This window comes from Ligilactobacillus salivarius DSM 20555 = ATCC 11741 (assembly GCF_001435955.1).
In the GTDB taxonomy this organism is placed as follows: domain Bacteria; phylum Bacillota; class Bacilli; order Lactobacillales; family Lactobacillaceae; genus Ligilactobacillus; species Ligilactobacillus salivarius.
In genome coordinates this window covers 43,321-55,913 of sequence record NZ_AYYT01000006.1, presented here as the reverse complement: position 1 = coordinate 55,913, position 12,593 = coordinate 43,321, and the positions used below count along the sequence as shown (strand labels likewise).

At 31.9% G+C, this 12,593-nt stretch carries 13 protein-coding genes; 2 read left to right on the top strand and 11 right to left on the bottom strand.

All coding sequences use genetic code 11. The features are described 5' to 3' along the window. Positions 1-82 precede the first annotated feature (82 nt). Together FC55_RS04570 and yidA are read right to left on the bottom strand one after the other, a co-directional pair. Positions 83-1,375: an ATP-binding protein gene (locus FC55_RS04570; protein ID WP_003701472.1), complete on the bottom strand. Its 1,293-nt coding sequence runs from the start codon at positions 1,373-1,375 to the stop codon at positions 83-85. 21 nt (positions 1,376-1,396) lie between these two features. Further along, on the bottom strand, positions 1,397-2,212 hold the full coding sequence (yidA, locus tag FC55_RS04565; RefSeq protein ID WP_080739297.1) for a sugar-phosphatase: 816 nt from the start codon (positions 2,210-2,212) through the stop codon (positions 1,397-1,399). Between the two features lie 132 nt (positions 2,213-2,344). Here yidA and FC55_RS04560 point away from each other — a divergent pair, with 132 nt between their 5' ends. Beyond that, entirely contained in the window at positions 2,345-2,974 is a 630-nt protein-coding gene (locus tag FC55_RS04560) for a zinc ribbon domain-containing protein (protein ID WP_035150317.1), read from the top strand. Positions 2,975-3,080: 106 nt separating this feature from the next. Here FC55_RS04560 and FC55_RS04555 read toward each other — a convergent pair whose 3' ends face one another. From FC55_RS04555 to FC55_RS04535, 5 genes are all read right to left on the bottom strand, one after another. Next, positions 3,081-4,865, bottom strand: a complete 1,785-nt coding sequence (locus tag FC55_RS04555) for a helicase HerA domain-containing protein (RefSeq protein ID WP_003701468.1) — start codon at positions 4,863-4,865, stop codon at positions 3,081-3,083. A 16-nt stretch (positions 4,866-4,881) separates the two neighbouring features. Continuing rightward, positions 4,882-5,613, bottom strand: a complete 732-nt coding sequence (locus FC55_RS04550; RefSeq protein WP_003701467.1) for a hypothetical protein — start codon at positions 5,611-5,613, stop codon at positions 4,882-4,884. Between the two features lie 118 nt (positions 5,614-5,731). Then, a complete protein-coding gene (locus tag FC55_RS04545; protein WP_035150314.1) occupies positions 5,732-7,513 on the bottom strand; it encodes an ABC transporter ATP-binding protein in 1,782 nt (593 codons plus the stop codon). Further along, entirely contained in the window at positions 7,506-9,239 is a 1,734-nt protein-coding gene (locus FC55_RS04540; RefSeq protein ID WP_035150305.1) for an ABC transporter ATP-binding protein, read from the bottom strand. The genes FC55_RS04545 and FC55_RS04540 overlap by 8 nt, the downstream gene beginning before the upstream one ends. 11 nt (positions 9,240-9,250) lie before the next feature. Then, positions 9,251-9,700, bottom strand: coding sequence for a MarR family winged helix-turn-helix transcriptional regulator (locus tag FC55_RS04535; protein WP_003701464.1), 450 nt, complete (start codon positions 9,698-9,700; stop codon positions 9,251-9,253). 197 nt (positions 9,701-9,897) lie between these two features. On the opposite strand from FC55_RS04535, the gene FC55_RS04530 reads away from it, so the two are divergent. Then, positions 9,898-11,289 carry a L,D-transpeptidase family protein gene (locus FC55_RS04530; protein ID WP_003701462.1) on the top strand — a complete coding sequence of 464 codons (1,392 nt, stop codon included), beginning with the start codon at positions 9,898-9,900 and terminating at the stop codon, positions 11,287-11,289. An 89-nt stretch (positions 11,290-11,378) separates the two neighbouring features. Here FC55_RS04530 and FC55_RS04525 read toward each other — a convergent pair whose 3' ends face one another. The 4 genes from FC55_RS04525 to msrB form a co-directional block, all read right to left on the bottom strand. Beyond that, the gene (locus tag FC55_RS04525) at positions 11,379-11,579 is read right to left on the bottom strand and encodes a type II toxin-antitoxin system YafQ family toxin (RefSeq protein ID WP_003701461.1); all 201 of its coding nucleotides are present in this window, start codon (positions 11,577-11,579) and stop codon (positions 11,379-11,381) included. Further along, complete coding sequence (locus FC55_RS04520; protein ID WP_003701460.1) at positions 11,567-11,695, bottom strand: hypothetical protein; 129 nt, start codon at positions 11,693-11,695, stop codon at positions 11,567-11,569. Before FC55_RS04520 ends, FC55_RS04525 begins: the two co-directional genes overlap by 13 nt. Then, positions 11,685-11,981 (bottom strand): type II toxin-antitoxin system RelB/DinJ family antitoxin, encoded by a 297-nt coding sequence (locus tag FC55_RS04515; RefSeq protein ID WP_003701459.1) that lies wholly within the window; start codon positions 11,979-11,981, stop codon positions 11,685-11,687. The genes FC55_RS04520 and FC55_RS04515 overlap by 11 nt, the downstream gene beginning before the upstream one ends. 115 nt (positions 11,982-12,096) lie before the next feature. Beyond that, positions 12,097-12,531 carry a peptide-methionine (R)-S-oxide reductase MsrB gene (gene msrB, locus FC55_RS04510; protein ID WP_035150302.1) on the bottom strand — a complete coding sequence of 145 codons (435 nt, stop codon included), beginning with the start codon at positions 12,529-12,531 and terminating at the stop codon, positions 12,097-12,099. Between the last annotated feature and the right edge of the window lie 62 nt (positions 12,532-12,593).

The following is a 12,593-nucleotide window of genomic DNA, read 5'->3' as shown; positions in this document are numbered from 1 at the left end:
AAAATTAAATATATATAGTTTAACCAAAAAAAGCGTTAAAAAAGCGTCAAATTTAACGCTTTTTAACGCTTTTTAACGCTTTTTAACGCTTTTCGTATCGAGTATTGACAGATTTTCCTATCTTCTTTACTTTTCCTTGTTCAATAAGTTCATTTAGTAACTTTCTTACATGGTAAGGTGTTGTTTCTAATGCTTGTTGTAGCTCTTTTCGTGTCTGTTTTCCATTTTTTTCCAATATAAAAAGAACCGTCTCTTCATTTACGTTATTCTTTTTATCTGACTTATCCACTTGCTTCTTTCTCCAATTTACATTTGGTAGTACCACTTTAAAAGAATTCGGTCTAACTTCAAATTCTGGTAATTTATCCGTCCCACTATATGCCTCATACATACGACGAATTCCAGTTCCATAATTTTCAATGTATTTTAGTTTATCAAGAATGTGGACGAGTTGAGGATTGCGTACAGCCGTCATTCCATCTTTCACTTCTTCCAATGTTAATCCATCTGGAATTCCACCTGGAGAAAGGATTTCCATTCGATCATCAAATATTTCAATTTTAATTGTAGAATGTAACATATAGTCTCTATGTGCAAAAGCATTGACAACTGCCTCACGGATAGCTGCTTCTGGGTAATTCTTTGTTTCATGTCGTCGAGGATTTCCATCGATTTTAACTTCCATATAATTATTTAAATTAATATAGTATAGTAATTCATCAATTTGAGAGGTAAGAGCACCTGTTATTTCACGCTTGTCTTTAAATTTCATTACATTTGTTCCTTGATAAATAGCTACTTTTGTAACAGTAGTATTTTGATCACTAACTAAAAATGCAGCATTATTATAAGTATCTGGCATTTTAAGCATATGTAAAGCTTTTATATTGAACTCAATTTCTTTTAATGCTGAACGTTTTTGTAATTCGTCAAATGTTAGATCTTGAATATAGGACATTTCTGAATCAAACTCATCATTTCCATTATTTTGTTGCAACATTCTTTTTATTTGTTCATTAGTCGCTCTAACAGCTGAACTTCCGTATCTTATGTATACTCCTTTTGATGTAAAACCTTCACTAGCAATTGCATAAGGCTTATGTCTACCTGCCTTAACTTTAATAGCAAAAATTTCATTATTCGGCTCAATATCTATTAAACTAAAAGGTGTTGGATAAAAAGCTTCTGTGTACCATCTATTAACAGTTTCTTCCCATTCATGTTTTGTATCTTCATCTACTCCCAAACTTTTTCGAGTTTTATCATCTACTCCTAGATATATAGTCCCTCCATCAGTATTTAGAAAACTAACAATTTCATTCTTAACTTTTTTAGTTAGTTTACTTTTATACTCGACATTCTTATCTTCGTTCATCTACTGTAAAAACCTCCTACATTATTTCAACGCAAATTTTTCAATAACTTTCGCTACTCCGTCATGATCATTGTCGACTGTTATTTCATTAGCGGCTTCCTTAACTGCTGGAACTGCGTTTTCCATCGCTACTCCGATTCCCGCAAATTCAATCATCGAAATGTCGTTTTCTTCGTCACCAATTGCCATTACATTTTCAGCCGTTAAACCTAATTCTTCGCATAACTTAGCTACTGCATTTCCTTTACTTACACCTTTTGTATATGCTTCATAATAGAAAGCCGCTGTTTTGGTGAATTCTAGTCTATCTTCCAATTGTCCGAAATAAGTACGATCTGCGATGGCTGGATCTAAAATTTCTGGTTCATCAATAAACATTCCCTTGATCAAAGGCACATCTTTTAATTCATCAGGTGTACGGTAGGAAATGCCCATTGATACAAGATTTGCTTCATATAAAGTGTAGTAACCAATATCCTTGTTGCATGTATAAATTCTATCAGGACTGATCACTTGGAAATGAAGATTCATTTTACGTGCAATAGCTTCTAAATCAACGAAATCTTCATACGTAAGCCCTTGATGATAAATTACTTTTCCACTTGTACTTTGGACTACTGCACCACCAAAACTAACTACATATTGGTTATCATCATTATCCAAACCTAATTCTGCTAATAATTTCAACGCTCCTGGCAGTGGTCTTCCTGTACAAATAACCACTTTAATTCCTTGTGCTTTCGCCTTTTCAATTGCTGCTTTTACGCCAGCAGTTAGTTCTTTTTTAGAATTTACTAAAGTTCCATCAATATCAATCGCAATTAATTTAATATCCATATTAATTTCCATTCCTTTGTTACCGTTTTACATTTTCTACTATATCATAGCTAAGCTTATAATCTAAAAAATTTATTGCTACTCCTTTACCTTATTCGTATAATTATACTATATCTAAGGGGGAGCATGATTATGATTACTTGTGATAAATGTGGTACTAAATTACCTGAAAATGCTGAATTCTGTGCTTATTGTGGTTCAGAAATCAAGAAAACAGTCAACACCAGCTCTAAGAGTAAAAAATATTTCTTATCTCCACATGTACTTTTCAATCCATTAAAAAAATTTTTACCTGCATTCAGTATTAAAAGCAAGAAAGGCAAAGTTATTTGGACTATTGTCATTTTGATTCTTATTTTTATATTTTTCTCTTTAAATAGTTCTCCATCCTTTAATCAATTTTTACAAGACGAACCTACTTTTAAAGTATCTGCTATTAATTCTGAAAGCAAAGTTAAAAACCTATACTTTAGCATAGATGATAAAACTAAAACAGTTTCATTAGTTGATGCCAAATCATCTGCTGAAAAAGGTGTGTTTTATGAAGGATTAAATTCTAAATATACTGTAACTGATGACTATTTATATATTAGTGAAGTTATCGGTGACCATACCCTTACTATCTTTCTAAAAGATTTACAGTACAATGATGGAACTTACACAGCAAAAGTTAAAATACTTGGTTATATTCCAGGAGTTGCTAATAGTTCCATATTTAATAAAAATACTTATCAAAAAATTATTTTAGAAAAAGTAAAATAATTTTCAAGATTAAAAAATCGTCAAAGATACGTTTTGAATAACGAAATCTTTGACGATTTTTGATTATACTTTTTCACTCTATTTCAAATAGCATATTACTTAATTCTTATCTATTTTCAAATGAATCGATACTTATCATTTTGTTAGTATTAATTAGATTTTTTGTGTCTAAGTCAGTGTCTAAAATTGGTCCACTCATTATACACTGACCCTTCTTTAACCTTGTTAATCTTGCTTCAAATATGTTCTTTTCTTTAGCATTAGGTGCTATATAGCCTGCTAGTGATGATACTTGATCTTCTGGTGGCAAGAAATGTATTTGTTCTGCTGCATTATATAGAGCATCTACTTCACCTTTTATACTACTCATTGCTTGTGTAGCAAAAATTCCAGACCATCCAAACTTTCTACCTTCTCTTAGAATTTTTACTGTTGGCGATGATGATGAAAAATTAAGATTTTGTATCTCATCCAAAAATATAGGATAAATTGTTCCATCCTTTTTAGTTTGAGAATGATAAAATAAATCCCATAACAAAAATTCTATCATTGTATTTTGTATTTGTCTTTGATACTGCACCATCTGCAATATTGTAACAGTACCTTCATAATTAAATACCTTAGACCAATCAAATGAACTTTGATATGTAAAAGGATCTCTATCTAGTAAGACAGACATTCTACTGTAGACATTTTCACCAGAATTTGTTTCTAATAGCTGTTCCTTAAACTGGGTCAATGTATAATCAGTAGGATTATTTTTATATCCCTTCAACATAATTCTTCTAGCTAGTGACTTTTGTTGAATTCCTAAATGAAAAATAAAATCAAGAACTTCAATAATTCTATCTACCATATCTTCAGGAGTTTCTGTTAATACTAATCCTGGCAAAAATCTCTTTTGTATCTTAAAAGGATTTATAGGGAGTTTTTCTTGATATACAATAACTTCTTTTAATTTTTTACCCATTTTATTTTTAAAGTCATCATCTAACTCATTATTTAAATAACTATCTGTGTAATCTATTACTAAAGAACTAACTTTATTCTTACTTAATTCCCACATAATAGTCTGCAAGAAATATGTTTTACCTTGTCCAGATTTTCCTGTAACAAGCATATGCTTATTAGGTAGTTGTGGATTACCATACTCCCAATATATTTTCTTATTTCCTGTAAGTCTTTTACCTAGATATATTCGAGTATTAGTAGACAATCTTCCTGTATCTGAACTTTTCTTTATAGAAGAATCCACCATCAAATTATCTACTTTGTCTATATTTTTTGGCTTATCATTTTTTATATTACTAAAAGTAGAAATTTTATCATCTCTTGAAGTTTGTATACTTCCCTTTCTATTCGAAGTACTCTCTACTGTATTTTGACCCTTTTTTACTATATAATCTTTAACTTCATCTTTATTTTCTTCAATAGTTGTATTTTGTAGTTTTTCTACCTTTTCTTGCTTATCTGGCGATACAGATATATCATTGTTTTTTACTGAATTATCTTTTTCAATACTTTGTTTTTCTTCTACTATATGATTTTTAGTTTCAAAATTATCTCTTTTTATCGCTATATTTTGCGGATCCTCTACTATTTCTCGTTCATCTGTTAATACAGACATCTCTTTATCTTCTATTGAGCTATCTCTTGTTACATTCTGTATTTCTTTTACTGTATGATTCTTAGTTTTATCTTTTAGAGTATTTTTTTCATTCACGAATTCTTTTTCTTCATTAAGTGAAGACTTCTTAATATCCTTTAGTTCGTCTTGAATTAATTTTTTTACAGGAACTTCAATATGAATATTATCTAGTCTTTTACCACATTTGGGGCAAAACACTTCATTCCCAATCAACTTATTTCCACAAAAAATACAAAAATTCATCTAAGCCTCATCTCTCTTAGTTAATATCTACAGAAGTTGGATCTGCTTCTTCAGTAACAGTATTATAATCTTTATCTTCTACTTCACCAAATGTTACGGATAATTTGTTTAGTGAACCAAGCATATCTTCTTTCAATAATCCTTGACATGTAACAGTTTTTGTAACTCCTGGATTTACTCTAATTGGTATATCAGCATCATCAATATCTTCATTATCATGCAAAGTTATTATTTGTCCTAGCTCTTTTGAATCTACATCTACTGCTGAGACCCCTAATAAATCCAATTTCTTATTACTATTATTTGTTATATCATAACTAAATTGAACAACATAGTACGGATTCTTTACATTTTCAAAATTTGCTGAATCTAATTGATCTCTATCTTTAGCTTCATATTTTAATATCTTTACATTTTTTATAACTATAGATAAGTCACCTTGTGTAATTTGCTTATTAGTTTCTCTTTCTTTTATTGTAGTAACTTTTCCATAGTCTGTATTTTCTACATCAGATGAGCTATTATTCTCATCCTCACTAGAACTACTTTCAATACTACTTGTACTTTCTTCACTACTGCTTGCTACTTTTTCTTTTGATTTATCTTCTGAAGAAGTTGTGGTAGATATCTTTTTAGTCCTTTTTACGCTTGTATTTTGAGAATCGTCTTTACCACACGCACTCAATAAACTCCCTGAAAATGTCACAATACTTAAAAGTAATAATGTTTTAAATAGTTTTTTCTTCATTTTTATACCCCTATCTATTCATTCATAACATTTAGTCTATACTAAAATAATCCTTTTAACAATAAAATTTATAACTAAAAAATAGGCATGGAAACTCGTCCATACCTATCTTTTCATTTTATTCAAATGCCATCTGGTTTGTGTATAGATTATAGTAGAAACCTTTTTCTTTCAATAATTCTTCATGATTGCCTTCTTCTAAGACTTTACCATCCTTCAATACCACAATCTTATCAGAATTAATAATAGTCTTTAATCTATGCGCAATCACAAAACTTGTTCTACCAGCAATCACTGCATCCATCGCCTTTTGGATCTTTTCTTCAGTTACAGTATCAACGTTTGAGGTTGCCTCATCCAAAATCAAGAATGGTGGATTAGTTAATATTGTTCTTGCGATTGAAATTAACTGCTTCTGACCAGTTGAAAAGACGGAATTTTCATCGTTAATTTCAGTATTATATCCTTGTGGTAGAGTCATAATAAAATCATGAATATTAGCTTGTTTAGCCGCTTCTTCTATTTCTTTTTGGCTGGCATTTGGTTTGCCATACTTAATATTATCTGCCACAGTTCCTGAAAAGAGAATTGAATCCTGTAAAACAATTCCTACATTATTACGAAGTGATTCTAAAGTTAAATCTCTGACATCTACATCATCAAAAGTTACTTTTCCACCTGTAACATCATAGAAACGGTTCAATAGGTTCATTACGGTAGTTTTCCCAGAACCAGTTGGACCAACTAATGCCACTGACTCACCTTTATTCACAGAAATATTAATTCCATGCAAAATTTCCTTGTTTTCATTGTATCCAAAGTGAACATCTTCTAACTTAACTCCTTTTTCAAGTGACTTAAGTTCTTGTCCTGTTGGAACTTGATTTTCTTCAGCTTGTTCTTCAATTGTTGCTAGACGTCTACCACCTGTCAGTGCTAATTGGATCATGGAATAAATAGAAGTTAACTGAGTTAAAGGTTGGAAATAAGTCTGTGAATACTGTACGAAAGTCACAATTAACCCTAAACCAACTGCTCTACTATAAGTTCCGTCAACCACCCATAATGAACCCATCGCAATCACAATAGATAGGTTCAATACTGATAGACCTTGCATCATTGGGAAAAGAATTCCGGAATAGAATTGTCCTTTAAACATCGCATCGCGAACTTTTTTATTGTAAACTTTAAATCCTTCAACTGATTCTTCTTGTAACCCATTTGTGATAATTACTTTCTGACCATTAATTTGTTCATTAATGTAGCCATTTAGATTACTAATTTCATCTTGTTGAGCATCTAAATACTTGCGTGCCTTTCTCATAATTATCCAACTCAAAACTACAACAAATGGAGTTGAGGCCACTGTTACTAAAGCTAATCTAACATCAATTCTGAACATCATCCATATCGTTCCAATAAACAGTGCTGTTTGCGAAATAACTTCAAATACCGCATTGTTCATCGCATTAAAGATATTATCCAAATCTGAGTTAAACAATGACAATATCTTTCCATCTTGATGCGTATCAAAATACTTAATTGTCATCTTCTGCAACTTACTAAATAAGTTTTCACGCATATTATTAGTTGAATGAGCATTAAATCTTGAGGTAATAACCCATGTAAATAGCATGATAATCGCGTTTAAAATAAAGAAAATCAGCATTAATTTCAAAGCTTGGTAGAAATCATCCATTGATGCTGTTGCCCTAGTAGCTGGATTGAAATACTGTTCTACATATTTTGTTAATGCTGTAAGTGCCAAACCTAAGTAATGTGGAGCTTCAACTTGCGCCCACGTAAAAATGATTGTAAATAGCACTACCAGCGTAATTCCTTTCCAGTAAGGTCTTAAATACTTAATAAAGTATCTTAACGATTTTCTAGTATCACTCAATGATATCACCTGCCTTTTCTCGTGCTTTTTGAGTTGCATAAATTTCTTGATAAATTGGTGAATTTTCTAGTAATTCTTGATGAGTTCCCTGAGCCACCAATCTACCATTATCCAAAACAATAATCTTATCTGCATTCATTACTGACACAATCTTTTCAGCAATAATAAATGTTGTCGTATCTTTTAATTCTTTTTCTAAAGCCTCTTGAACTAGCTTTTCAGATTTAGCGTCTAGAGCTGAAGTTGAATCATCTAAAATTAAAATCTTAGGTTTTCCAACTACACCTCTAGCTATTGAAAGACGTTGTTTCTGTCCACCTGAAAAGTTAGATGAACGTTCTTCTACTTCGTGATCAAAAGTATCTTTGTAACGACTGATAAATTCTTGTGCTTGTGCGATTTGCGATGCACGCTCTAATTCATAATTAGTAGCGTCGGCTTTTCCTTGACGCAAATTGCTAGCAATTGTACCTGAAAATAGAATTGCTCTTTGTAAAACATACGACACAGTATCACGTAATGACTTCTCATTCACATCACGTAAATCATGTCCGCCAATCCTAACTGTTCCTTCAGTTGGATCGTATAAACGTGGCAATAATTGAGCTAAACTAGATTTCCCTGAACCAGTCGCACCAACAATTCCCACCATTTCGCCTGATTTAACTTTAAAAGAGATATTCTTTAAGATTGGTTTGTCTGCATCTGGATAAGCAAAAGTAACATTGTCAAATTCAACATCCCCATCCAGTTCTTCTGCAGGTATATCATCTTTAAAGACAACATCAGGTTGAGTCTCAAGAACTTCTTTAATACGTTTTAAAGAAACGCCCCCACGAGCGAAAATAGACATTACAAAGCTACCGATCATAATGGCATACAATAGTTGCATAATATATGTTACATAGGAACTAATCACTGCAATATCACTTGGATGTTCGAGAATTGAACCACCGATTAAGTAAATCGCAGCCGCAATAATAACATACGCAATTAATTCAAATGATGGAATAACCGTTGAAAAAAGGTACCCTATCTTTAAATTAACGTTATTTAACGTATCGGAAGTTTGATTAAATTTATTAATCTCTTGTCCCTCTTGATTAAAAGATTTAACTACACGGACACCTTGTAAATTTTCTTTAGCCTGCGTATTGATCTTATCCATTAAATTTTGGACTTTATCGAATAAAGATCCCAGCTTTTTGAAAATAATTGCCGTTATTCCCATGATTAAGACAACCATCAGAACTTCTAGCCACCATAAGCGAGGAACGGTTATTATTCCCAAAATAAAAGCACCAACTAAAATTAAAGGTACCCGGAAAACTTGCATAAATATGGTCATAATCATATTAGTAACTTGGTTCATATCATTAATTAGACGTACCACTAAGCTACCAGTGGAAAATTTCTCAATATTTCCAAAAGAAAAATTTTGAATCTTCGTGTACACTTCTTCACGCAAATCACTGGTTACACCCTGTGCCACTCTAGCAGCCGAGTAGACATTAACAATCCCAGCGATAATCCCCACAAGAGCCAAAATTATTAATTGAATTCCGTAGTTTCTAACTTCTACTTGATTGTCTTGCACTATTGCAGTCAGCACATATTGCAGTAATCTCGGTTGCCAAACCGCGACAAATGCGACAATAAAAATTGAAATAATTGCACTAAGAACTTCTTTTTTATAGTTCTTAAAATGTGCCATCAAAATCTGCATCTTCTTACCTCTCATTCTTCATCTTTGTATTTTTTGAAATTTAAATTCCATTCTTCTAGTAATTCATTTAATTGTTCTATTTTCTTTTTTCCCATTTTCATAATAATTTTTTCTTCAATATCTAGTAATGGTTGGATTTTTACCCTCGCATACTCCTCACCTTCCTCTGTTAAAAAACAATATTTTACTCGATTATCCTTTTCATCTTGTTCTAAAGTAAGATAACCTTCATCTCTTAGTTGTAAGATTCCTTTATTAATTGATTGTTTAGGGAGATTAGTTCTTTCTACAATTTGTTTTTGAGTTAATCTCGTATGTAAAAGTAACTCATATAAAATCACACTACGATAATCAGTTAACCCATGTTTTTGGTTCCAATCCTTGTATTCTCTAGCACCTTTAGCAATCAATAAATCTAATCTTGACGTTAATGTTTGGACTTCATCTTTCGTAATACTCACCTCAAACTAAAATTAGTCCTTGTGTAGACTTTTTTGAAATAAAAAGATTATAGTCCCTATAGAGATTAATGTCAAAAAATCTGCTTTTCGCAGAATTTTAATACTTTGTACTAACAAATTGTTAATTTAATGTATATAATATTAATTAGAGAGATTAGATTGTGTACTTTATGTTTTACAGATAGTTTTTATATGGGGTGATTTTTATTAAGAAGGGAACTAAATGGCTAGCTGCAGGTTTAGGCGCTGTGGTCCTTATCTGTGGTGGCTCATTCTTCTATCAAAAGCAACATTTCAATCGTAATATTGAAATTAATGGTGTTAAAGTTGGAGGAATGTCAGTTGCTAAAGCTACGCAAAAACTTAAAACAACTAAATTAAATAACAATGTATATCTAGGGGAAAAATTACTTGTTAAAGGTAGTGACTCTACCAATTCAACTAATGCTGTTTCTCAAGAAAAGGTTCAAGAGATTTTTGACAAGCAATTCAGCCTTTTCCCATCTGGTCGCAGTTACGACTATCAGGCTAAAGGCGATAGTGATTACTCTTATCGTAAAAACGAATTGCGTGCAGCTGTTAAAAGTGAACTAGAACGTTTAAACGTTAGTCGAACAGCTCCTAAAGATGCCTATGCAGAGTTAAAGAATGGTTCTGTCCATGTTATTAACGCTAAAAAAGGTAATCAATACGATGTTAATAAAATTATGCAAGAATATGATAAGCAATTTAGCGATAATCAAATAAAACTTACTACTGTCTACACTCAACCAATTAGTGCTGATAGCAAGCAAGTTCAAGCTGATAAAGCTAAATTAGAAAAATTAGCTGATCAAAAAGTTAATTACACTGTTCAAAATAAGACTTATACTTTAGCTGCTAAAGATGTTATTAATTCCGCTAAAATTGTAGATGGAAAATATGAATATGATGCTGCTAATTTAAAGAAGAAAATTGATGATATCAACGACAGTCAAAGTACACTCGATAAGAATCTCAAATTCAAAACAACTGGTGGTTCTGAAATTACCTTAGATAAGGGTACCTATGGATGGGCTCTTAGTCCTATTAAGGCTACAAGATCTATCACCACTGCTTTTGAAAAAGGTGATTCTAACCTTAATGCCAAAAGTGATATCTATGGTGAAGGTTATACCGAAAATGGTCTAGGATATAATACTACATCCAACAGTGGTATCGGTAATTCTTACGTTGAAGTTTCTATCTCCCAACAACACGTATGGGTATATAAGAATGGTACTCAAGTAGCTTCACTTAGTGTCGTTACTGGTACTAACGATGGAAATTACAACACTCCTACTGGCTTGTACTACATCATGTACAAACAGACTAATACTACACTTCGAGGCAAAAACGCCGACAACAGTGCTTATGCAAGTCCCGTTAGTCGTTGGGCTCCATTTACTTTAGATGGATGTGGATTCCACGATGCTGATTGGCGTAAAAACTGGAGTAGTACAGCTTATCTAACTGATGGATCACATGGTTGTGTTAACGTTCGACCTGCACAAATTAGTCAAATTTACGACAATGTCGAACAATATGAACCTGTTGTTATTTATAGTTAAAGTAAAAGACATTCAGAATTTTTCTGAATGTCTTTTTTGGGTTGTATTGGAGAGATTTTTTATTGAAATATCCTCTTCGCATAAGAGAATCACTTCAATTCACCCTGAAATAAGTCTTTATGAGTGCCAATCCTTATCATTCTTATAGCAGGATTGGTTTTATGTGGATTATAGATAACTAACACATCTACCTTTCCATTAGATAAATGGTATTCTTGATTTCCATTATAATTGCCACCTCTATTATTCAATGTGTGTGGCTTACTTATCTCATTAACTATTCCATACATCGAAAGTTCTTAAAGCTTCCGCGTAAGTCAGGTGTAAGTTCTGGATGCTCTTTTTTTAACTTTCGATAATCCTTAGTAAATTGCGGTTCAAAGATTAGTTCAAAATTACTCTCCATCCAAGAACTCCATCATATCATCAACATTGCTAAATCTTGGACTATCATCTGGTATTAACCCTAATTCTTTAGCTTCCGCTAAAATCATTGCTTTTCTTGTTGTCTCATTAGGAATATCATTACTAGATGTTGAAATTTCAAAAGGTATTTTTTTCTTTAATACCAATTGCTTGGCTGCCATTGTAAAATAAGCATTTATGTTCAATCTCATAATATCTAAGTCATGTGTTAATTCTTTTTTAAGTTCTTCATCTAATCTAATAGTAGTTGTAACTGTTTTTGCCATATCATCACCTCATTTGTATATTACATATAGCACAAATAATATACAAACGAAAGTAAATTACAATATTAATAGAATAGATTTCTTTATTTTTTCAGACTATTTTTACACCTCGAAACTATTCAAATAATTTCTTATACTCTCCGTATCCCTTTTCATCTAATTCAGCAACTGGAATAAATTGTAAAGCGGCTGAATTTATGCAGTATCGTAAGCCACCTCGATCTTGTGGACCATCATTAAAAACATGTCCAAGATGAGATTGTGCCTGACGACTTCTAACTTCTACGCGATGCATCCCGAATGAATTATCTTCATGATTTGTTACCATGCGATTATTAATTGGTTGAGTAAAAGCAGGCCAGCCACAGCCTGAATTATACTTATCTTTAGAAGAAAATAGCGGTTCTCCACTAACAACATCTACATAAATTCCATCTTTAAAAAATTCATCATACTTACCTGTAAAAGCACGTTCAGTTGCTGCATTTTGTGTAACTTGGTAAGCTTCTTCGCCAATTCTTTGTCTCAATTCTTCTTTTGTTTCTTTCATTTTGAACACCTCACATTTTAAATTCATGATAATTCAAAATGTGTTGGACACAAAATAATTTG